Origin of the sequence: Clostridium estertheticum (genome assembly GCF_011065935.2) — a bacterium.
In the GTDB taxonomy this organism is placed as follows: domain Bacteria; phylum Bacillota; class Clostridia; order Clostridiales; family Clostridiaceae; genus Clostridium_AD; species Clostridium_AD estertheticum_A.
This window is the reverse complement of the sequence record NZ_JAAMNH020000001.1, coordinates 3579090-3603398: the sequence shown is the minus strand read 5'-3', so window position 1 is coordinate 3603398 and position 24309 is coordinate 3579090. Positions and strand designations below refer to the sequence as shown.

Sequence of the window (24309 nt, the reverse complement as noted above, 5' to 3'; positions counted from 1 at the left end):
ATTGATTAATACAGCTTATTATTTAGGCTTTATAATGGTGCTCCTACGAATATCAGCATTCGTAATGGGTATTCCAATTTTCTTTCCTACGGGTACTCCTGCCACAGCAAAGGTTGGATTTTGTGTTGTTTTCACTTTTTTAATTCTACCAGGTGTTAATTATGATAATGTAAGCCTAATTACTAATAACACAGCCCTTATAATATTTGCAATAGACGAGGTTATTACTGGTTTAGTACTGGGATACATAACAAAATTTTGTTTTTTCTCGGCACAAATGGCTGGGCAGCTTATGGATTTCCAAGTTGGTTTTTCCATGATGAGCCTTTTTGATCCTGTATCTAATGAGAATGTTACATTGCTTGGAAGGTTACTTTACTGGGTAAGCATGGTTATGTTTTTTGTGGTAGATGGTCATCACATGTTAATAAGAGCAATTATTGATTCTTTTAACGTTATTCATCTTGGTAAGTTTATACTATCACAAGCAACAGCTATGATGATGGTGAAAATATTCATAGAGTTTTTTACCCTGGGACTCAAAATTGCAATACCAATTATTCTGATAGTTATTATAACAGATATATGTCTGGGACTTATATCGAGAACGGTACCACAATTAAATGTTATGATTTTAGGTATGCCAATAAAAATACTGGTAGGACTCAGTTGTTTTGCACTAGTGCTTCCAACTGTTATTACTTTAATAGTAAATTCTTTTTACACTATTCCTGATATAATTAAAGCCTTTTATAGAGTAATACCCTTATTAATTGTTATCTCAGCGGATAGTGGTGAAAAAACTGAAGAAGCTACTCCTAAAAAGAAAAGTGATTCAAAGAAAAAAGGTCAAGTAGCAAAGAGTAAGGAATTATCCTCTACTATTACGCTACTCACCTCAACACTTTTACTTATAATGCTGGGTGCCTATATGTTAGGCAATTTAAAAGCTGTAGTGACTCTTTTCTTAAACAATTATTTAACCTTGAGTCTAACTGAGGAAACATTTAGAACTGTGCTTTTTGTTTCTATGACCAAATTTGGAATTTTGATTTTACCAATTATGGTACCTATTATGATAATGGGAGTGGTGGCAAGCTTAATGCAATCTGGTTTTATATTTACAAATGAACCACTTAAACCAGATTTGAAAAAACTAAACCCAATAAGTGGATTTAAGAAAATTTTCTCTACAAGATCCCTGGTGGATCTACTTAAAAATTTAGCTATAATTACTACCATAGCATATGTAGCTTATGATTATATAAAAAGCAATTATCTAGACATAATGAATTATGGGAGCTTAAAAATTGATGCTATTTTAGGTGTTTTTGGGAAATTAGTAATAGATATATTTTTTAAAATTGCAATAATAATGCTTATAATATCTATAATTGATTTTGCATACCAGAAGTATAAGCATAACAAAGAATTAAAAATGAGTGTTCAGGAAATTAAAGAAGAATATAAGCAACAAGAAGGAGACCCGCAGATTAAAAATAAAATCAGGCAAAAGCAAAGAGAAATGGCAGCTAGTAGAATGATGCAAGCTGTTCCTGATGCTACTGTGGTCATCACAAACCCTACTCACCTAGCTATTGCTATTAAATATGAGCAAGGAGGGGAAGGGGCGCCAATAGTTGTAGCTATTGGTGCAGATAATGTTGCTATAAAAATAAAAGAGCTTGCAAGTGAAAATGATATACCTATTATTGAAAATAAACCACTAGCAAGGTTAATATATAAGGAATTAGATATAGGATCAGAAATTCCAGCTGAAATGTATGGAGCAGTGGCAGAGATATTGGCATTGGTATACAAATTAAAGAAAAGAAAGTAATGGAGGATAACCGTGGCTGAAAAAGCGAGATTTAACATAAAAAACAATCTAGATGTTTTAGTAGCCTTTGGTGTAATAGGAATAGTTTTAATGATTATTATTCCATTGCCACCAAAGCTTCTTGATGTAATAATTGCACTTAATATTACACTTGCAGTTATAATTTTACTATTAACAATGTTTACAACAGAAGTTTTGCAATTTTCAGTTTTTCCAACATTATTGCTGATTACAACACTTTTAAGACTAGGACTCAATATTTCATCTACCAGACTAGTTTTAACCCAGGCTTATGCCGGTGATATAATTGAGGCCTTTGGTGAATTTGTTGTTGGAGGTAATTATGTAGTTGGAATAATTATTTTCTTAATAATTATTATTATACAGTTTATAGTTATTACAAGCGGTGCGGGTAGAGTTTCCGAAGTTTCTGCTAGATTTACGCTAGACGCTATGCCCGGTAAACAGATGAGCATTGATGCTGATTTGAATGCAGGTGCAATTACTGAAGAACAGGCAAGAGAGAGAAGAATAAAGCTTCAGGATGAAGCCAGTTTTTATGGAGCAATGGACGGAGCTTCTAAATTCGTAAAGGGAGATGCAATAGCGGGTATAATTATTACCATAATCAATATTTTTGGTGGAATAATTATAGGTGTGGTAATGCTTAAAATGCCAATTGCAACAGCTGCAACCACTTATGTACGCCTTACAGTAGGGGATGGTCTTGTAAGCCAGATTCCTGCGCTTCTAATATCAACTGCTTCTGGTATTCTCGTTACCAGATCCGGTAGTACTACAAATTTAGGAAGTCAAGTAACGGCTCAGCTTACTGCGTTTCCAAAGGTTATTGCACTAGCATCAATAGTATTGTTAGTTTTGGCGGCTATTCCAGGTATGCCTACACTTGTTTTCATAATGCTTGCCATCGCTACAGCAACCAGTGCATATTTCCTGCAAAAGGACGCAAAAGATCAAGTGATTATGAGAATAGAAAATGATGAAAAGGAAAATTATGAAACTGAAAGTCGAGAACCAGAAAATGTGATGAGTCTGATTTCTGTGGAGCCTATGGAAATAGAAATAGGTTATGGACTAATACCACTTGCCGACGAAGCTACAGGAGGAGATTTATTACAAAGAATTGCCTCAGTAAGGAGGCAGTGTGCACTAGAAATGGGAATTGTTGTTCAACCTATTAGAATTAAAGATAATTTGCAACTAAAAACAAATGAATACGTAGTTAAGATTCGCGGAACTGTAATAATTAAAGGCAATTTAATGCCAAGTATGTTACTTTGTATTGATCCTAGTTCCGAAGAGATTAATATACAAGGCATTAACACCATTGAACCCACATTTGGACTGCCTGCAGTATGGATAAATAATGATCAAAGAGAAGATGCTGAAATAAAGGGACTCACAGTTGTAGACCCAACTACTGTAATGGTTACTCATTTAACAGAAACGATTAAAAATCATGCCTTTGAACTTCTAGGTAGGCAAGAAACTAAGCTATTAATTGATTCTGTAAAAGAAAAATATAATACTGTAGTTGAAGAATTAATACCAGACCTTATGACTATTGGTGAAGTACAAAAGGTTCTTCAAAGCTTACTAAAAGAAAGAGTAGCTATAAAGGACATGGTTACAATTTTAGAGTCTCTAGCAGATAACTCTAGAATAACTAAGGATTTGGAAGTTTTAACAGAATATGTTCGTTTTTCACTGGGAAGAAGTATTTGTAATGGACTCGTTGATGACAATGGAATTATAACAATTATAACTTTGGCGCCAGAAGTTGAGAATATTATTTCTAGTAACATTCAAAAATCTATACAGGGTTCTTTTCCAGCAGTAGAACCGGATACCACAGGTAAAATATTAAATTCCATTAAGAGTAATATTAACACAATTTATTTTCACAATAATCAACCAGTAATATTAGTAACACCAAAGATAAGACCAGCCTTTAGAAGACTGATTGAAATGGTATTTCCAAGCGTTTCCGTGCTTTCTCTCAATGAGATACCAAATGAAATTGAGATTAAAACTGAAGGAGTTGTGACTCTACAATGATTATAAAACGATTTATAGTGAGTAGCATGAACGAAGCCATGACAAGAATAAGATATGAGCTAGGCTCGGAAGCTGTTATTATAAGCCAAAGAAAAATCAGAAAACCAGGATTAAAAGGATTATTCTCTCCTAAGATTATTGAAGTTACAGCAGCTGTTGAAAATGAAATAAATCCACAAGACCAAAGTGTGAAAGAAAGCATTGTGGCAATTAAAAAAGTTGTGCAGCAGCAAAATGGAATTGAAAATTATCCAAGGGAGATTCAAAATCAAGTTAGCGCTGTAAATAGTGATTTAGGGTATGAACAGGGAAGCAATAATGCAAGCAACAAGGCTAATTTAAATGAACCCACAATGGACCTAATGAGTGAAATGAAACAAATGAAAACTATGATTAGTGAGCTCTCACTTAAAAGTGAGCTCTCTAGTGCTAGTAAGGTTACTAGTGTTAATAGCCCAGGAAATAATAAAAGTGATATAGAAAAATTATTAGAAGACAATGACGTAGATAGTGAAACCATAGTCAATATAATGAAGAAAATTAAAGATTTTAAAGCTTACACAGATGAAATAAGAGAAAATGAAATAAAAACAGGTGATATGCAAACTGATGAATATGAAAAATTGAAACTTGTTTTAAAAGAAATGATTCATGTGACTATTCCAAAATTAGAAGGTAGGATAGTGCTAGTAGGGCCAACAGGAGTAGGAAAAACTACTACCATTGCTAAACTAGCAGGAAGGCTAGCACTAGTGGAGAAGAAAAAAGTAGGGCTAATTACTGTAGATACTTACAGAATTGGCGCAGTTGAACAGCTTAAAACCTACGCAGATATTATGAACATACCCTTTAAAGTTGTATACAATATAAAGGATATGGAAAATGCCATAGGAACTATGAGTGAATGCGAGGTAATTTTAATTGATACTACTGGAAGAAGTAGTAAAAATAAAATGCAAATCTCTGAACTTCGAACTTTTGTGGAAAAGGCTGATACAAAAAACATCCATTTAGTACTTAGTTCTACAACAAAGAATAAAGATATTAAATATATTATTGAAGCATATCAAATTTTGAATTATAATAGTATAATAGTAACTAAATTAGACGAAACTTCCACTTATGGTTCTATACTTAATATAATAGAAACTGCCCAGACCCCCTTAAGTTTTGTGACAACTGGTCAAAATGTACCTGATGACGTTAAAGAATTATCCCCAGACAAAATTGTTAGTCTTATACTTGGGGAGGATACTATATGCTAGACCAGGCACAAAGACTTAGACAAATGGCATCGAAAAATGATGATAGTGTGCCTAGGATTATAACAGTTACCTCTGGTAAAGGTGGAGTTGGGAAAAGTAATATAGTAGTAAATTTATCTATTGCGCTTCAAAAAATGGGTAGAAAAGTTATGATTTTTGATGCGGATATAGGTATGGGAAATGATGATATTATAATGGGATGCTCTTCAATGTATAACGTATTTGATGTTATAAGCAATGGTAAAGAAATTGAAGAGGTTGTGGTAAATGGACCCTTTGGGGTGAAACTTCTTCCAGGAGGCTCCGCTCTTATGAAAGTTGAAGATTTGACAGAAACTCAAAGAAATGCCTTTTTAAATAAACTTACTGCTTTAACGGGACTAGATTATATAATAATGGATACAGGGGCTGGTGTAAATAAAAGTGTTTTGGGTTTTATTGCTTGCTGTGAGGATTTAATAATTGTAACAACTCCAGAACCTACTTCGCTAACAGATGCTTATAGTTTACTTAAGGCTGTTAAGCATTTTAATATTAAAAATTCTGCGAAAGTCATAGTGAATAGATCCTTAGATAATAATGAAGCTAATATGACTTTTAATAAATTTAATAATGCTGTTACTAAATTTCTTGGTATGAAACTAGACTATTTAGGTAAAATCGGTGAAGATAAGAAATTAGCTTATGCTGTACGTGCTCAACAACCTGTAATAGTAAGTTATCCTAGTTCAGAGGCCGCTCGGGATATAAATAGTATCGCAAACAAAATTGAAGGCATGAATGATAAAACAAGTGGTATGGGGATAGAAGGGTTATTTAAGAAAATATTCAGCATTTTTTCATAAGGGGTTGGGGTAATGATTAAAGTGGATTTTGCCATAAACAAGAAATTAGAAATATTATTTGATGAAAAATATTACAACACCAATATACAAGATTTAACAGAGGATTATATAGAGATTAGTATTCCTATGAGTGCAGGTCAATATGTTCCATTGTCAAAGGGAACTATTATAGATGTAATTTATTATGAGGAGGAAAATCTTTATACATTTAAGTCTTCAATTATAGGACGTAAATTTGAAAATATACCTATTTTAATTATATCAAAACCTATGGAAATAAAAAAAATTCAAAGAAGAAAATATGTCAGAGTACCATTAATAAACACTGCTAAATATAAAAACCTTAAAAATCAGCCTAGAACAAAGCCAAGTACCATCGATAAGAGTGAATATTTGAAGGCGGTACTAGTTGATTTAAGCGGTGGTGGCATGAAGGTCAGAGTATCAGAAGAAATTAAGACCAATGATTTTATTTTGGTGGATTTAACGGTTAATAATGAAAATATACTTATAGTGGGACAAGCAAAGAGAATTGTAAAAGATGATCAAGGTAGATTTCTTTGCGGGTTAAGCTTTGAGTCTTTAGATGGCATAACTCAGGAAAAAATTATTAGATATATATTTCAACTTATGAGAGAACAGATGAAAAAAAATTAGGAGGCGCTTATATGTCAATAGCGAGTGTAGTTGATGTGCGTGAGCAAATTGTTAAAAACAATATACCCTTAGTTAAATATATCGCATCTAGAGTAATAATTGGAAAAACTAAATATGTACAATATGAAGATTTAATTAGTTATGGAATGCTTGGACTTATGGATGCACTAGGAAAATTTGATGCAACTAAAGGCATGAAGTTTTCTAGTTATGCAGCAATAAGAATAAAAGGTGCTATGATTGATGAGCTACGTAAAAATAGCCCCATCTCTAAGGGCGCTATGGATAAGCTTAATAGGTATAATGAAGCTATTGAGAGGCTACAGAAACTTCTCTATAGAGAACCCTCAAACCATGAAATTGCAAAGGAACTTGAAATTACTATTAATGAGGTAGCTGACATTGAGAATAATATAAACTATATATCTGTAGTTTCACTAGAGGATTTAATATTTTCTGATGAGGATGAAATGCCCCTTAGTGGAACAATTAAAGATGTTAGGAGTCCAAGCCCAGAAAAAGCATTAGAAGAAAAAGAACAAATCGAATATTTATCTTTAGGCCTCGATAACCTAAAGGAGAAGGATAAAATGGTTTTAACATTATATTATTATGAAGGCCTCACATTAAAAGAAATAGGCCGTATTTTGAACGTATCTGAATCAAGAGTTTGTCAACTTCACAGCAGAGCACTTGTAAATCTAAGAAAAGCTTTAGTAAGACTAAAATATGAAATAGTATAGAATTTGGAGTGAATTATATGACGGGTTTATTGATTTTTATTGGATTAATTCTTGTAATTTTAAACGTTTTATCTATAAAAAAGCAGAGTAAGTCTTTTAATGGGGCGCTTTCAAATGCTATAGAAAATACTCAGGATTATGATCTTAGAATAGGAGAACTACGACTAGAATTTTCAGAGAGTATTTTGGAACTGCAAAGTGAAATTATGGAAATGAAAGAAATTATGAAAAAAAACCAGGTCACAAATAAAAAATTAAATACTTCATATTTAGAGGAAGCAGGCAGTATAGAACATAACGAGAAAATTTATGATGAAAATAAAAGTGAAATTATTATAGATGAAGCGGATAATAGTAGCAGTGAAAAGGTTGAGGGAATAAAAAGATTATTTAGTGAGGGACTATCTGTGGAGGAAATATCAGAAATAATGCATTTAGGTAAGGGGGAAGTACTATTAATAAAGGATTTATATATAAGATAAAAAATTTAATAGACTTTCTAAGCGATAGAAAACTTCTAATAGGAATAGGGATAGGACTGATTATTTCTGCGATTTTATTAAGTGGTGCAAAGATAAATTATGAAATGAGTAAAGGTAAGGTTGAAATAAAGGCTAGAGGGTATGGTATGCGTTACCCTGATGAAATGCCAATTATTAATAATAAGGAAGTGGGAAAATGATTAGAGGTCTTTACACAGCAGTGACAGGACTCATAACTGGTGAGGCTAAACAAAGTGTAGTATCTAATAATTTAGCAAATGCTAGTACAATTGGTTTTAAAAGTGATAATCTTTCCATTAAAAAATTTGATGATGTGCTAATACAAAACTATGACAAAATTGTAAACGGTGTAAATACTAAAAATGTCATAGGTTCCCTTAGTACGGGAAGTAGAATTGATGACTTAAACACATATTTTGCTCAAGGTGTTATACAAACAACAGATAAAGCCACAGATTTTGCAATTGAAGGAAAGGGATTTTTTACAGTACAAAGGAATGATGGTATTTCAAATAAAAATTATTATACCAGAAGTGGCGATTTTCACGTTGATGGACAAGGGTTTTTAGTAACGGATAGCGGAGACAAGGTGCTATGTAAAAATAGTGCAACAAATGCAGTGGAACCACTATTTGTAGGTGATGGTAAACTTCAAGTTGATAAAAGTGGGAATATTTCAGTTAATGGTGAAAACACATCTAAATTAAATACTGTGGACTTTGCAGATTATAAAACGCTTAAAAAGGTTGGAGATAATTTGTTCGAAGCAGCAAGTCCAATTGATAATGGAGGAATTACAGTTAGGCAAAATGCACTAGAGAAATCTAACGTTAATGTTGCAAGTGAAATGGTAAATATGATGACAATTATGAGAAATTTTGAAAGTAACCAAAAAGTTCTACAAGCCATGGATGAAACTTTAGGAAAAGCTGTTAATGAAGTAGGGACCGTAAGATAAAACATGCAAATTAGGGGGGATGTAGCAGATGTTAAGACTTTTATCGAATAGCAAAAGTTCTATGATGGCCCAACAGGAAAAGCTAGATTGTATATCAAATAATATTGCAAATGTGAATACTAATGGGTATAAAAAAATTAGTGCAAATTTCAAAGACCTTGTTTACGAGTCACTTGATAGAAAGGGGTATCCCGTATCTAAAGGCATTAATGGTAAAGCAATATTGCAAAATGGTACTGGTGTTAGAGTTGGAGAATGGACAAGAGACAATATGCAAGGTAGTCTTACATCTACAGAGCTTCCGACGGATTTAGCTATAGATGGTACCGGCTATTTTGAGGTGGTTCAGCCGGATGGTAACAAGGCTTATACAAGGGCAGGTAATTTTTTAACAGATGCAAGTGGCACTATAGTTGACCAAAAGGGAAATAGATTAAGTATACTTGATAATAAGGATATTAATATTAATAGGTTAGATGGACCTTATAAATTTAATGCAAATAATTTTCATGTAGATGAAAAAGGCCTTGTAACTATAAAACAAAACAATGTAAATTTACAGGTGGGAAAAGTGAGAATTTCAAATGTTGTAGGGGATAATTCGATGATTTCTGTAGGAGATAGTTTGTATATGCCAAAGCCTGGTGTGCAGGTTTCAAAAAGTACTGATTATTCTATTAAGCAGGGATATTTAGAATTATCAAATGTTGATATTGCAACTGAAATGACAGATATGCTTATAACCCAAAGAGCGTTTCAACTTAGTTCTTCTGCTTTAAAAACCGCAGATGAAATGTGGCAAATGGCTAATAACTTGCACAAATAAATTTATTATTAAAATAGGCATACTTATGAAAGTATGTCTATTTTTTGATTCCTAGAAATAATAAAATAAAAATAGTTTTAATTAAAGAGTCCCCTTCATATATTAATATTAAAGTGCGTAATAATATGAACAAGGGGGATGGAAATGGGAATAGGATATGTATTTGGATGTTTATTTAGTATATTGCTATGGAGACTAGATAGGCAAGGGCTATTTAATTTCATTAACATAAAATTGTGGAAAAAAGTTAAAAATATATATGTGATACAATTTTTATATTTATCTGCTGTAATTGCTATATATATTGGGCTTACATTTATAAAAAGTAATGAGGTATACAATGCTTTGACAGCTTTTATAGTTATAGATATAAGTAATACAGAGAGAAAGAATTTAAATCACACTGAAAGAAAACAATTTTATGACACAATGTCTACTATATCTAGATCATTGGTGTGTGGATTTATTGCTCCTTTATTCTATATTACAATATTTGGAAATGGAGCTGCTATTGTATTTACTTTAATTTTTAATTTAAGTTTGGACGAGGATTTGAATATAATAGGTACAATTTTAGCAATAGCTACTATAATTCCAGCTTTAATAGCGGAAGCATTTTTATATGTAATCTATGCTTTTAAGAATAAAAATCTTAAGATAAAATTTAAAGGAGATTTTATTAGTAATCTTTTGAAAAAACCTCTTCTTAATGTGGATATCCTGGCGGCTTATATAGAATCCGTTAATTTTTATTTCCACTATAATGGTAATAATATGCATTATTTAAAAAGTTATGGAGAATATAATAATAAGATTGATGATTCTTGCATTAAGGATTATTTAAGTATAAGTTATTCAATATGTTTTATAATTTTCACTGCTATTTTGCTTCTAAAGCTAGTATAGTCCTATAGTTACATTTATGGGTTATAATAAATACAAATAGAAAAACAAAGCATATTAAAAAATTGCTTTGTTTTTTTATTTCATAATATATTATAAAATTTACTTTATTTGATTTATGGCAGCTGCAATAGGTGGTATAACTTGTTTTTTTCTTGATACTATACCAGGTATGTATGCACCATTATCAGTAAGAGTAACATTAAAGGCTTTTGAAACAATATCTTTATGTTGCCCCGCAGCTATTAATACAGATCCGCCATTTAATATGTCGGTTAACATTAGCAAAATAATGTCATAACTACTTTCCTTGGCTTTTTTGCTCATCAGATTTATTATGTCCCCTTTTAATGGATCAAAGCCATCAATATACATTGTACCAACTTGTGATACTCCAACTTTATAATTATTAAGAGAAAAGGTCTTAAAGTCTTGGTAGAAAATTTCTTGAGCAGTTTTACCCTCAAGGGATGTTCCAGCTTTAAACATTTCTTTAGCAAACTCTTCTATGTTTAAATTAGCAATTTGAGCTAATCTTTTTAATACAAGCTCATCTACTATAGTAGATGTAGGAGATTTTAGAAGTAGCGTATCTGAAATTATTGCTGCACATAGAAGGCCTGCAGCGCTTTTTGAAGGTCTAATTCCATTTTCAAAGAATATTGAGGCTACGATGGTTGAAGTGCTACCTACAGGTTCATTTCTGAAATATATAGGGAATCCAGTTTGCACATCTGCAATTCTATGATGGTCTATAATTTCTAATACTTCAGCATCCTCAAGGCCTGATACAGATTGAGTTCTTTCATTATGATCCATAAGGATTACTTTTTTTCTGTTTTGTGATATTAGATGGAATCTGGATACACTTCCAATAACTTTATTAGTTTCATCAATTACTGGATAACTTCTGTACCTGGTTTCAAGCATAATATACTTTATGTCCTCAATAAAATCCTCTGTATTAAAGCTTAGTACATTCTTTTTGGTCATAACATAATTTATAGGGATACTTTGAGTTATTAATCTAGAAGCCGTAAAAGTATCATAAGGGGTTAATATAATTGTACAGTCATTCGCTTTTGCAAGTTTTATAACTACATCTGTTGGAGGATGGTTTCCCGTAATAATTAAAAGACAAGCTTTAGAACTAATTATTAGTGACTGAGAATCTTCTCTATCGCCACATATAGCAACGTCACCAGCCTCAATTACAGTTTTCGTGCTTTCTGGATTCATAGCAGCTACAATAATCTTTCCAGTTATTTTAAAATCATGTTCTGGTTTAAATAGGCATTTAGCTGATAGAGTATCTAAAATATTCTCAAGTGTGGTATTACTTTTGGCAAGAATAGAATTGTCCCAAATATCTAAATAGCTTGCAGCAAGATTTGAAACTGAAGCCACACCAGCTAGCCTATCATTTTCATCTATAACAGGTAGGGTTTTAATATTATTTTTCTTCATAATGGACCAGGCCATTTTTAGAGAAATATCTGGTGAAATAGGAGCTACAATGTCTATATCTAAATCAGAAATCTGTGTTTTAACAGTAGTTATAAGCTCAGGTTCCGCTACGTTAAAGTAATTAAGAATAAATTGCGTTTCCAAATTTGTTGCGCCTAGTCTTATAGGAACTGCAGGAATTTTTCCGGTTTTATTTTTAAACTCTGCATAGGCAATAGCAGAGCAAATAGAATCAGTATCTGGATTTTTATGTCCAGTAACATAAATAATGTTTTTCACGTATGTACCTCCTTGTATTTCGCTGGAGTAGGTAACAATTATAAATTGTTACCCATCCTTGTTCTCGTCTGGGGTAGATAACAATTATAAATTGTTATCATCTTTATTTTTCCATTATGATTCTTTCATTAATAATCATTGTTAGTACTATTTTATATTTAAAGTTACATATTGTAAAGAAAAAATCAATAATAGCTAAAATATTACACTACATTCTTTTCATATGTAAGTAAACAAACACATATATTAGTAGAGAATGAAAATATAGTGAATTAGTAAGCTTAAAGAATTATGGAATCCTATCTAGGTCAGACAAGTATAAGGGGGACATGTAGTGATTAACGAACAATTGTCAAAGGATAATGCAAAGGATAAAAACAGGCCAAGAGGCTCTGTTTATGATAGCGTAACCACATCAAGGGGGCTTACCTCACAAGAGGCTGAAACTAGATTAAAGAAATATGGATATAACAAATTAGAAAATAAAAAAAAGATATCTCCTGTTTCAATATTTTTTTCGCAATTTAATGATTTTATTACTTGGATATTAATTGCTGCAACAGTTATTTCAGGATTCATGGGAGAAAAAGCAGATGCAATAACTATATTTATTATAGTTATAATGAATGGAATACTAGGGTTTATTCAAGAGTATAAAACTGAACGGTCTCTGGAGGCGCTAAGTCAGCTAGCAGCACCAACGGCTAAAGTACTTAGAAATGGAGGAATACTCGTAATAAATGCCATATATTTAGTGCCAGGTGATTTGGTAATCTTAGAAAGTGGAGATAGAATTCCCGCGGATTGTATTTTAACTGAGGACAATAATGCAATGATAGATGAATCACTGCTTACTGGAGAGTCAGCTGGAGTACACAAAAGTGCAAGTTCTAGTGATAGTAACATTTATATGGGTACAATACTGCTTACAGGAAAAGCTAAAGCAAAGGTTGTAGCTACAGGAATGAACACGGAAATGGGAAAAATAGCAAATATGCTTCATAATATTGAAAGTGAGAAATCTCCATTAAAAGAAAGGCTGGATCATCTTGGGAAAATATTAGTTGCACTTTGTATAATAATTTGCGCGGTTGTAACGCTTATGGGTATCTGGCGTGGACAAGATAAGTACGCAATGTTTTTACTTGGAGTAAGTCTAGCAGTAGCTGCTATACCAGAGGGGCTCACTGCTATAGTAACGGTAGCTTTAGCTCTTGGAGTATCTAGAATGCTTAAAAGGAAGGCACTAGTTAGGAAATTACCAGCGGTGGAAACACTAGGTTGTACTTCTGTAATATGCACAGATAAAACAGGAACTTTAACTGAAAATAATATGACAGTAAAAGCATTGTATTTTGACGGACGGGTTTATCATGTTGATAAAGATAAAATTCCATTAAATTTAGTTATGAAAAGTGCGTATACATACTGTAATGATTGTAATTACGATTTCAATGGAAAGAATTTAGAGAAATCCCTCTTTGGTGATCCTACTGAAACTGCATTAATCAAAGGATTTTTTGGAAACTCTAAAGAGCTACAAGAATTTTTGAGTAAATCCAGACGTGTATATGAAATACCTTTTAATTCAACAAGAAAAATTATGTCTGTGGTTGTTCGCGAAGACGATAGAGAAGTTTGCTATGTAAAGGGTGCTCCAGAAAGAGTTATAGAAAAATGTAATTATATATTGGTAGATGGAAACGTGCAGCCTATGCTGCCTAATTATAAAAATGCACTACTCCGGGCTGTAGATTCTATGTCTTATAAGGCGTTAAGGTGTATAGCTTCTGCCTATAAGGTGTCTGGTATTATTAAAAATGAAAATTTAGAGTCTAACTTAATTTTCATAGGTGTTGCAGGAATAATTGATCCTCCAAGGCCAGAAGTAAAAGAGGCGGTTTTAAAATGCAAGGTTGCTGGTATAAAACCTGTAATGATAACAGGAGATCACAAAAACACTGCCTATGCTATTGGGAAAGAGTTAGATATTTGCCTCGATCCTGGCGAAGTTATAACTGGAGATGAACTAGATCTATTAAATGACAAGGAATTAGAAAAAAATATCAACAATTATAAGATATTTGCAAGGGTTAGCCCAAAACATAAGTTAAGAATTGTAAAAGCATTTAAACACAATAATGGAATTGTTGCCATGACTGGAGATGGTGTAAATGATGCTCCAGCTATAAAAGAAGCAGATATTGGTATAGCTATGGGGATTTCGGGAACGGATGTAACTAAAGAGGCAGCTTCAATGATTCTTTTAGATGATAATTTTGCAACCATTGTTGCAGCAGTGGAAGAGGGGCGTGTAATATATAATAATATAAGAAAATTTATTAGGTATTTATTGTCCTGTAATTTAGGCGAAGTACTTACTATGTTTTTGGCTTCGCTATTTTATTTAGAAAATCCACTGCTTCCAATACAGATTTTATTTGTAAATTTAGTTACGGATGGACTTCCTGCTATTGCGCTTGGAGTTGACCCTGCTGACGGTGATATTATGTTTGAAAAACCAAGAGAAAAGAATGAAAGTGTATTTTCAAGAGGACTTACAGAAAAGATTATCATCCGTGGATGCCTTATTGGTGTATGTACGATATTGTCTTTTATTGGTGGTAAATATTATGGTATGAGTCTTGAGGCATGTAGAACGTTAGCTCTTGGAACTCTAGTGTTATCGCAACTCATACATGTGTTTGAATGTAGATCGGAAAAGCTGTCTTTATTTGAAATTAATCCCTTAACAAATCTGTACCTAATTGGGGCTGTAGGCATATCCGTTCTTATGCTACTTAGCATAGTGTATGTTCCAGCACTACAGAGCATATTTCATACAATACCGCTTAATTTTGGTCAATGGTGTATTATTTTATTCTTCTCCGGTATTATTTCTTTTATTAACAGCTTGTACTTATATTTAATACACAACCATTAATTATCACTTACAGTGATATTCGCATCACTTGCGTGCTGTTATCACGTGCAGTGCTGCAATAAATTTTAAAAGGGACTGCCTCAAAATGATCATTTTGAGGCAGTCCCTTTTATTTATTTAAACCGCTTATCAGCCCTTACTCGTTGCACTTTTGGAGTAGGAGTATCTCCCTTTGTTGGTACCAAATCTTTCTTTGTAGTCATATTTCTAATATTTACAATTTGAATCTGCTCTCTGTGTTCTTTTCCTTTTTTACCCTTCATTCCTTGAATTATAACAGAATGTCCTTGAAGCACAGAAATAAAGTTGATTTTTTTAAACCAACGTCTTTTTTTAAATACGCACTTAGCAATAGATTTACTTCCATCTGCCTTTACTAAGATGGTTACGAGTAATTTGTAAAATATTTTAAAGTAACTTTTTTCTTCTACTTTGACGGATAGAACTCTCCCTTGTGCTTGAGTAAGTCTGTCACCATATCTCTTCAAATAAGCCTGTGTATAGCTATTAGTCATTTTTTCTTTAAATCCCATCAGTATTACTCCTTTACAGCAAAAATTATAAAAAATATAAAAAGTCAATAACTTATTATATCTTATGTTGTAATTTAACTCAAGTATTAAAAAAAGTCTATTTTAAATATTTGTTGTTCCAACTCATTACAAAAAAATATAATTATGCATAAATTCATAAAATATTATTATATCTCAATGATAATATTTGTTCCTAAATTAGTAATTTAAGAATATTAATATAATAAAGGATTGAAAGGAGGGTGAATATGAACAGGGAATTAACTTCAAAAGACATTATATATGAATTTGATATTGAAGATATGAAAGTGCGAGAACCCTTGGATTCATTACCACAGTATTTTGATGTAATAGAAAATATTAAAACTGCCCTAAATATAGATAAAGAGGGCTTTAATATTTATTTAATAGACGATTTTTCAAAAGAGACTCTTAAAGATATTATGAAATATGTAAATAAAATTTATGAAAATAAGAGGAAACCAAAAGATATTTGTTATTTATTATATGAGGATGAAAAATCTCCTAAAGCAATTTTTGTAAGCAATGGTGGAGGTAATAAGCTAAAAGGCACACTTGAAGAAATGCAGAATGAATATTTAGAGTGCACATTCCAGTTTTATAACAATTCTACAAACAAAGAAAAGGAAGAAATACAGGAAAATATTCAAAAGAAAAGAAATGAACTAATTGCTAAACTAATAGATTCGGCTAAAGACAAAGGCTTCGATATAAAATCTGCTAACAATGGATTTACATTCATTCCTTTAAGTAGCGGGAAAGAAATGACTGAAAGTGAATATGATATATTAGATAGTGAAAAAAAAGAAGGTATTTTAGATACAGTACGCCTTTTGAAAGATAAAGCTAAGGAAATATTAGAAGAATTAAAAAATATTGAAGAAAGAGACATAGACAAACTAAAACAAATAATGGAAGTATACTATAAAGATGAAATGAATGATTTAAAAGAAGAATGTAAAATCAGGTTCAGTGAGGATAAAGTTGTTCAAGATTATTTCCATATGGTATGCAATAACATTGAAAAAAAACTTATAGATAATTACTCATTAAGCTTTGATGAGGATGAGGAAAAAATAAATGAAATTATATTTAAATATGCCATAAACGTAATTGTAGATAATAGTAAAAACGTAGGTCCACCTGTAATATTTGAACAGGATCCTAGTTTATCAAATTTACTTGGAAATATAGAATACGAAAATCACAATGGGGCTTATACTACGAATATAGAACTAATAAAAAGTGGTAGTATGTTAAAAGCAAATGAAGGCTGTTTGGTTATTAGAACAAACACGCTGCTAAGCAATCCTTCAGCTTACTATCATTTAAAAAAGTCATTGCTAGCAGAGAAAGTGGATGTGAGTTATAACAGAAGCTATTATGACCTGGTCTCATTAAGTACCATAAAACCAGAACCTATAGCCATTAAAGAAAAAGTGATTCTTATTGGGGATTATGAAACTTACGACTTGCTTTATAATTATGATGAAGACTTTAGAAAAATTTTCACCATAAAAGCAGAATGTAGTCCCTTGCAGAATATAGACAATGATTTAAAGAACTCTTTAATATTTGAGATAAATAATATTTGTAGTGAAAATGATTTTAAGCGCCTTACAAGTGGAGCAGTAAGAGAAGTAGCAAAGGTATTATCACGAAAGGCTCAGAGTAGAAAAAAAATATATTATGATAAATATGAAATAAGTAAGTTATTAACACTATCAAACAATAAGGTGTGCGAAGAAAATAAACAAGAGATTAGTGCAGAAGATATAATCCGAATTGCTTATAAAAAAGATATTATGGAAAAGGAAATTTTAAATAACTATACTGAAAAGAAAATGCTCATTGACGTTGAAAATAGTAGAATCGGACAAGTGAATGGATTATCAGTAATTGATACTGGATATTTAAGTTTTGGCAAGCCAATAAAGATTACCTGCTGTTGCTATAGGGGAGAAGGAAATATTGTAGATGTTCAAAAGGATAGTAATCTAAGCGGAAATATTCATAGTAAATCTATTAATATTTTAAAGGGATATATAAGTGCTATTAATGGTGGATTCAATAAACTACCAGTGGATTTCCATTTGAGCTTTGAACAGATTTACGGCAAAATAGATGGGGATAGTGCCTCTGTGGCAGAAATAATATGTATGCTTTCCGCCTTAAGTAAGATACCTGTAAAACAAAATATTGCTGTCACAGGTTCTGTAAATCAATTTGGTGATGTTCAACCTATAGGTGGGGTAAATGATAAAATAGAAGGTTTTTTTGGAGTTTGCAAAGCCATAGATACAATAGTGGGCAAAGGTGTAGTCATACCACTATCTAATGCAGATGACTTGGTTTTAAATGCAGAAGTTGAGAGAGAAATTAAAAATGGAAATTTTCATATATATACTATGACCTCTATAGAAGATGCTATGGAGGTGCTAATGGGAACTTCAGAAGTGAACTCCCAAGAAGTAATGAATGCTATTACCAAGGAATTAAAAAAATATAGTAGCAAAAAATGATGATTTAATGCTATTAAAAAAACAGGACTGATATATTTTAAATATCCAAGTCCTGCTTTTTTAATTCTATACGTTAAATCTGAAGTTAACTACATCGCCATCTTGCATAATATATTCTTTTCCTTCAAGTCTATAAAGGCCTTTTTCCTTAGCGGCGGCTTCAGAGCCACATTCTACTAATTTATCAAAGGAAACTATTTCTGCCCTTATAAAGCCTCTTTCGATATCCGAATGGATTTTACCAGCAGCAGCTGGAGCTTTAGTTCCATTGATTATAGTCCATGCTCTTATTTCTTGAGGGCCTGCAGTTAAGTAGCTCATTAAACCGAGCAGCTTATAACTTGCGTGAATAAGTTTATCTAAACCTGATTCATCAAGACCATATTCACTTAGAAGTTCCATTTTTTCATCCTCTTCTAAAGTGGATAGTTCTTCTTCAAGCCTTGCACAAACTATAATTACTTCTGAATTCTCATTTGCAGCAAATTCCTTAACACTTTTAACCATAGCATTTTCTGAATTACCAGACACTAGATCTTCCTCACTAATATTTGCAGCATATAATACTGGTTTTGAAGTGATTAGGAAAAGGGTGTTTACAAAAACAGATTCTTCCTCGTTAAATTCTAATGTTCTTACTGGAGAGTTTGCTTCAAGGTGGTTCTTTATTCTTTCCATAAGTTCAAATTCTATTTTTGCTGTTTTGTCACCAGAACGAACAAGTTTCAATGACTTTTCCATTCTTCTTTCCAATACATCAAGATCAGAAAAAATAAGTTCTAAATTAATTGTATCAATATCTCGTAGTGGATCCACGTTGCCATCAACGTGAATGATGTTGTCATCACTAAAGCATCTTACCACATGAACTATAGATTCTACTTCTCTGATGTGGGATAGAAACTTATTACCAAGTCCCTCTCCTTTGCTGGCTCCTTTTACAAGGCCTGCTATATCATAAAATTCAATTGCGGTATGAATTACCTTCTTACTATTATAAAGAGCTTGTAGCACATCTAATCTTTTATCACGAACGCTAACAACTCCTACATTTGGTTCTATAGTACAAAATGGGTAATTAGCAGATTCTGCTCCTGCCTTTGTTATTGCATTAAATAATGTGCTCTTCCCTACATTTGGTAAACCTACAATTCCTAGCTTCATATATATGTACATTCCTTTCTTACTCTCAAATTATTGACACCTTTTAAATTATACTCTAGATTTGTTCCTATATCAAGAAAGTAAATAATACTGTGGGGTTTTTATGAAAACTCACATGTGGATAATAGTATATTTTTAGTAAATATATTCTAGTAAAATAATTAAATAATTTAATTATCTTTAAAAATTAATAATAACTCGCTAAAATAAGAAGGAATTTTCGTTTTTCTATAGAATAATACATAAAAGTGGTTTAGAATGGTTTAAAGTGGATTAAAGTGGAGTAAAGTTATAAGGTGGGGGAGTAAAATGTTTATTGGTGAATATCAACATGCCATTGATAGTAAAAACAGAATAATTATCCCCACCAAATTTCGAGAGGGATTAGGCAATGAATTTATACTGACTAAGGGTCTAGATGGGTGTTTATACATATATACCTTGCCTGAATGGACAATAATGGAAGAAAAACTAAAAAAACTTCCATTAACTAGTAAAGATGCTAGAGCCTTTGTGAGATTTTTCTTCTCGGGTGCAAATGAAATAACAATAGATAAACAAGGAAGAGCTTTAATACCACAAAATTTATGTGAATATGCTTCAATACAAAAGGAAATAGTAAGTATAGGAGTATCAACTAGGATAGAAATATGGGCTAAAAATAAATGGGATGAATATAATGACTCGGATATGAATTTTGATGAGATAGCAGAAAAAATGATGGAACTCGGAATATAGATTGAAATAGGATTATAAAAGGAGAAAAATTATGGAATTTAAGCATTTACCAGTTTTATTAAATGAGTGCCTTGATGCGCTAGATATTAAAGAAGATGGAATTTATGTTGATTGTACATTAGGAGGTGCAGGGCATTCATTAGAAATTTTAAAAAGATTGTCTTCAAAGGGACGCTTAATTGGAATTGATCAAGATGAGGACGCATTAAGGGCAGCGAAGGAAAACCTTAAAGAATATAATAATGTTACATATGTACATAATAATTTTTACAATATTGATGAAATACTCGAAAAACTGGAAATAGAAAAAGTAGATGGTATCCTTATGGATTTAGGGGTGTCCTCCTTTCAATTAGATAGTGCAGAACGCGGATTTAGCTACATGAAAGATGCAAGGCTTGATATGAGAATGGATAGAAGCCAAAGTTTATCAGCATATGATGTGGTGAATAATTATAGTGAGCAGGAAATCGGAGAGGTTTTAAGAAATTACGGAGAAGAAAAATTTTCTAAAAGAATAGCTAATTTTATTATAGACAGAAGAGCCGAAAAATCTATTGATACTACGCTGGAACTAGTTAATGTTGTAGATGCAGCTATACCAGCTAAGTATAAGAGAGAAGGTGGCCATCCGGCTAAGAGAACATTTCAGGGTATAAGAATTGAAGTTAACGGTGAATTAAAAATATTAGATAATGCAATAGAAAATGGAGTACATAGACTTAATCGCGGAGGAAGAATGGCAGTTATTACATTCCAATCACTTGAAGATAGAATTGTTAAAAATAAATTTAAAGAGTTAAATGATCCTTGTAAGTGCCCAAAAGAGTTACCTATGTGCGTGTGTGGTAAAACATCAATTGTAAAACTTATAAGTAGAAAGCCTATAGTGGCAACAGAGGAAGAATTAGAAATTAACAAAAGAAGCAGAAGTGCAAAATTAAGAGTGGCTGAAAAGATTTAGTTCTAATTTGGGGATGGGGTGAATAAAGTGATAGTAGAAAAAAACAAGTTTGGAATGGATGGGAATACAGTACTCGCACCAGAAAATGGAATCCAAAAACGAAAATATGAAGAGCTAGAAAAATCACGACAACAGACAAACCAAAGTAAAAAACTAAAGGATATAAAAAAGAAAAAAAATGCTCTAACAAATATCTTTCTAGTTTTTATTATAGGAGTTGTTATTATTGCTAGATATTGTATGATTTATAATTATCAAGATACAACATCTAAAGCTAAAGCTCAAATAGACGTATTAAGTAAAGAAAATGACGCGTACAAAGTCCAACTACTTAAGTTTAGAAATATAAGTTACATTGAGAAAACTGCTACTGAGAAACTTCACATGGTTAAACCCAGGATTAGCGATGTACAATATTGTAATTTGAGCAAAAACAATTTAGGAACAACTGAAAATTCAAAAATAAAAGTAAGTAATGAAATAGTAAATAAAATTAAAAATTTTATCTTTTAAATAGCAATTATTAATTTTTATGTTTTCTTTTTCACAGATAATAGTAAGGGGGAACCACATTGGCAAGAGGAGAGTATAGGGACAAGGTATTAGTTAAACGACGAATGTTGGGTGTCTTTTTCATACTTTTTCTTTTGTTTTTTCTATTAGTTAGTAGGTTAAGCTACGTAATGATAGTTAAAGGAAAGGATTATAAAGAAATGGCAATTCTACAATGGACAAGTGACGTTCGGATTGCACCACAACGAGGACGGATTTTAGACAGAAATGAAAAGGAATTAGCTATAAGTGCAAATGTTTTTAGAGTAGACTTAGATCTTAATTCATTAAGAGATACTACAAGCAAAAACAAATTAACTATGGCGGGTATTGCACCTGACCTTGCTAAAATACTTGGAATGGAATCTAAGAATGTTTTATCTATTTTGACTCAGACTAATGCAAAGGGAAAACCTATTGGAGCAGCCATTTTGAAGAGAAGGATAGATAAGGATATAGCCGATAAAATTGTTGATTATGCTAAAAGTAATAAGCTCCGGGGAATTGTAATTACTGGAGATACAAAAAGATATTATCCTAATAATAATTTCTTAGCAAATGTTATAGGACATACTAATTCTGATGGTAATGGATTAACAGGCGTTGAACTATATTACGATAAATATCTATCTGGGGTACCTGGAATAAACCTTTCTGAAACTGATAGAAAAAGTGAAGCTTTGCCTTATAAAATATCAGATTATACAAAACCAATAAATGGTAAAGATGTAGTACTTACTATTGATGAGATGATTCAATATTTTTGTGAAAAAGCGGCTACTCAGGCCATGATTGATAATAAAGCAGCAGCAGTTACCATAATTGCAATGAATCCTAAAAATGGAGAAATTTTGGGGATGGCTAATAAACCAGGCTATAATCCAAATGATCCCTGGGATCTTACTAAAAGTTTTGACGAAAACCAAAAGGCTTGGAGAAACAGAGCAGTAAGTGATACATTTGAGCCAGGGTCTATTTTTAAAGTAGTTACTGCAACAGCTGCCATGGAAGAGAAACTAGTTACAGACAGTGATAGATTTGTCTGTAATGGTAGCACTGTAGTTGCAGGTAAAACAATAAAGTGTTGGAAAACAACGGGACATGGAGCTCAAAGCTTTGTGGATATTTTAAAAAACTCATGTAATGTTGGATTTATGGAACTGGGTCGAAGACTAGGTCCTGAAAAACTAAATAAGTATATTTACTTGTTTGGACTTGGAAAAAAAACTGGTATTGATTTAAATGGAGAAGCTTCAGGAATAATCAGACCAACTAAAAGTATGACTACTCTTGACGTAGCAACAACATCTTTTGGTCAAAGTAATACACTATCTTGTGTGCAGTATTTAACAGCATTTAATGCTATTGCAAATGGAGGGAAACTTATAACACCTCATGTTATGAAAGAGATAATAAATTATGATGATTTAAACAATAAAAAGGTTCTTCAATCATATTCCAATTTTAATGAAAGAAGAATAATAGATGAGTCAGTGACAAAGCAACTTAGAGCTGACCTAGAACAGGTTATAGAAAGTGGTGGAGGTAAGAAGGCATATATTGCAGGATATCATATTGCTGGAAAAACGGGAACTGCTCAAAAGATTAGTAGCACTGGGCCTGGTTATGCACCACAAAAATATGTTTCGTCATTTGCAGGAATGGCACCTGCAAATGATCCACAAATAACCTTACTAATTAATATTGATGAACCAAATCCATCTAATTATTATGGTGGACAAATTGCAACAGTGGTGGCAAAACAAGTTTTTAATGATATATTTAATTACTTATCATTAAAATCTGATGCTTCTAGTGAGGAAATTGGCAAAAGTTTACTTAGGGATATTATCGTGCCTGAGGTAAGAGGCCTTAAAAGAGCAGAGGCTCAAAAAATATTAAAAGATAATAACTTAAAGTTGAAATTAACAACTGGCGGAGAAGTTATTACTGATATGACTCCTAAACCTGGATATACAGTTAAAGAAGGAACTGAAATTATTTTACACACTGATACAAAAGTAGAGTATAGTAATTCAGTGATAGTTCCAAATGTTAAAGGAAATAGCCCGGAAAAAGCTAGTGAAATGTTAAATAGTCTTGGTCTAAAAGTTCAATTTATTGGTAATGGAATAGTCTCAGAACAAAGTGTAGAAGGCACAGAAGTAAAAAAAGGAACTACTATTACATTACATTTAGATATAATGGCTGACTAGTTAAATATAGTGTAGATACTATATTTAAGAAACAGTGAAATAAATAACAAGTCAGTATAGAGCAACTTTGACTTGTTATTTATTTTCGTGTAACATAAAGGTGATAAATACCGACATCACTCAGTATTTCTGAACTGTCGGATTTGCCATGTTGTGGGTAAAAGTAATTTTTTTAGGGAATCCTCTTTACTTCTGTATACTATTTTCAAAACAGGTTAGTAATAATAAGAAAAATAATTATTTGCAAGCATACTATATGTAAAAGCATATTATATGTATTAACACATATT

19 protein-coding genes are annotated in these 24309 nt (G+C 31.9%); 16 read left to right on the top strand and 3 right to left on the bottom strand.

What is annotated here, in order from left to right; genetic code table 11:
• Position 1: 1 nt before the first annotated feature.
• From G9F72_RS17170 to G9F72_RS17125, 10 genes are all read left to right on the top strand, one after another.
• Entirely contained in the window at positions 2–1840 is a 1839-nt protein-coding gene (locus G9F72_RS17170; RefSeq protein ID WP_164955852.1) for a fused FliR family export protein/FlhB family type III secretion system protein, read from the top strand.
• Positions 1841–1852: 12 nt separating this feature from the next.
• Positions 1853–3919, top strand: coding sequence for a flagellar biosynthesis protein FlhA (flhA, locus tag G9F72_RS17165; protein ID WP_411955938.1), 2067 nt, complete (start codon positions 1853–1855; stop codon positions 3917–3919).
• Positions 3916–5184 (top strand): flagellar biosynthesis protein FlhF, encoded by a 1269-nt coding sequence (flhF, locus tag G9F72_RS17160; RefSeq protein WP_164955851.1) that lies wholly within the window; start codon positions 3916–3918, stop codon positions 5182–5184. The genes flhA and flhF overlap by 4 nt, the downstream gene beginning before the upstream one ends.
• Positions 5178–6029, top strand: coding sequence for a MinD/ParA family protein (locus tag G9F72_RS17155; RefSeq protein WP_164955850.1), 852 nt, complete (start codon positions 5178–5180; stop codon positions 6027–6029). Before flhF ends, G9F72_RS17155 begins: the two co-directional genes overlap by 7 nt.
• A gap of 12 nt (positions 6030–6041) precedes the next feature.
• Entirely contained in the window at positions 6042–6686 is a 645-nt protein-coding gene (locus G9F72_RS17150) for a flagellar brake protein (RefSeq protein ID WP_164955849.1), read from the top strand.
• An 11-nt stretch (positions 6687–6697) separates the two neighbouring features.
• Positions 6698–7429: a FliA/WhiG family RNA polymerase sigma factor gene (locus G9F72_RS17145; protein WP_164955848.1), complete on the top strand. Its 732-nt coding sequence runs from the start codon at positions 6698–6700 to the stop codon at positions 7427–7429.
• Positions 7430–7446: 17 nt separating this feature from the next.
• Positions 7447–7911, top strand: a complete 465-nt coding sequence (locus tag G9F72_RS17140) for a DUF6115 domain-containing protein (protein WP_164955847.1) — start codon at positions 7447–7449, stop codon at positions 7909–7911.
• A 196-nt stretch (positions 7912–8107) separates the two neighbouring features.
• Complete coding sequence (locus tag G9F72_RS17135) at positions 8108–8890, top strand: flagellar hook-basal body complex protein (RefSeq protein ID WP_164955846.1); 783 nt, start codon at positions 8108–8110, stop codon at positions 8888–8890.
• Between the two features lie 28 nt (positions 8891–8918).
• The gene (locus G9F72_RS17130; protein ID WP_164955845.1) at positions 8919–9716 is read left to right on the top strand and encodes a flagellar hook-basal body complex protein; all 798 of its coding nucleotides are present in this window, start codon (positions 8919–8921) and stop codon (positions 9714–9716) included.
• Positions 9717–9860: 144 nt separating this feature from the next.
• Entirely contained in the window at positions 9861–10622 is a 762-nt protein-coding gene (locus G9F72_RS17125) for a hypothetical protein (protein WP_164955844.1), read from the top strand.
• Positions 10623–10721: 99 nt separating this feature from the next.
• Here the strand turns inward: G9F72_RS17125 and G9F72_RS17120 are convergent, their stop codons facing one another.
• Complete coding sequence (locus G9F72_RS17120) at positions 10722–12365, bottom strand: putative manganese-dependent inorganic diphosphatase (RefSeq protein ID WP_164955843.1); 1644 nt, start codon at positions 12363–12365, stop codon at positions 10722–10724.
• Between the two features lie 334 nt (positions 12366–12699).
• Between G9F72_RS17120 and G9F72_RS17115 the strand changes: the two genes are divergently transcribed.
• Positions 12700–15309 (top strand): cation-translocating P-type ATPase, encoded by a 2610-nt coding sequence (locus G9F72_RS17115; protein ID WP_224676154.1) that lies wholly within the window; start codon positions 12700–12702, stop codon positions 15307–15309.
• A 113-nt stretch (positions 15310–15422) separates the two neighbouring features.
• Here the strand turns inward: G9F72_RS17115 and G9F72_RS17110 are convergent, their stop codons facing one another.
• Complete coding sequence (locus tag G9F72_RS17110) at positions 15423–15842, bottom strand: hypothetical protein (protein WP_164955842.1); 420 nt, start codon at positions 15840–15842, stop codon at positions 15423–15425.
• Positions 15843–16090: 248 nt separating this feature from the next.
• Between G9F72_RS17110 and G9F72_RS17105 the strand changes: the two genes are divergently transcribed.
• Entirely contained in the window at positions 16091–18385 is a 2295-nt protein-coding gene (locus tag G9F72_RS17105; RefSeq protein WP_164955841.1) for an AAA family ATPase, read from the top strand.
• 66 nt (positions 18386–18451) lie between these two features.
• On the opposite strand, the gene ychF is transcribed toward G9F72_RS17105, so the two are convergent.
• The gene (gene ychF, locus G9F72_RS17100; protein ID WP_164955840.1) at positions 18452–19549 is read right to left on the bottom strand and encodes a redox-regulated ATPase YchF; all 1098 of its coding nucleotides are present in this window, start codon (positions 19547–19549) and stop codon (positions 18452–18454) included.
• Positions 19550–19858: 309 nt separating this feature from the next.
• Between ychF and mraZ the strand changes: the two genes are divergently transcribed.
• From mraZ to G9F72_RS17080, 4 genes are read left to right on the top strand one after another with little or no spacing between them, the layout of a single operon-like run.
• Positions 19859–20287: a division/cell wall cluster transcriptional repressor MraZ gene (mraZ, locus tag G9F72_RS17095; protein ID WP_164955839.1), complete on the top strand. Its 429-nt coding sequence runs from the start codon at positions 19859–19861 to the stop codon at positions 20285–20287.
• A gap of 31 nt (positions 20288–20318) precedes the next feature.
• Positions 20319–21251, top strand: a complete 933-nt coding sequence (gene rsmH / locus G9F72_RS17090; protein ID WP_164955838.1) for a 16S rRNA (cytosine(1402)-N(4))-methyltransferase RsmH — start codon at positions 20319–20321, stop codon at positions 21249–21251.
• Between the two features lie 27 nt (positions 21252–21278).
• A complete protein-coding gene (locus tag G9F72_RS17085; RefSeq protein ID WP_164955837.1) occupies positions 21279–21764 on the top strand; it encodes a cell division protein FtsL in 486 nt (161 codons plus the stop codon).
• A 59-nt stretch (positions 21765–21823) separates the two neighbouring features.
• Positions 21824–24019, top strand: coding sequence for a stage V sporulation protein D (locus G9F72_RS17080; RefSeq protein ID WP_164955836.1), 2196 nt, complete (start codon positions 21824–21826; stop codon positions 24017–24019).
• The last annotated feature ends 290 nt before the right edge of the window (positions 24020–24309 follow it).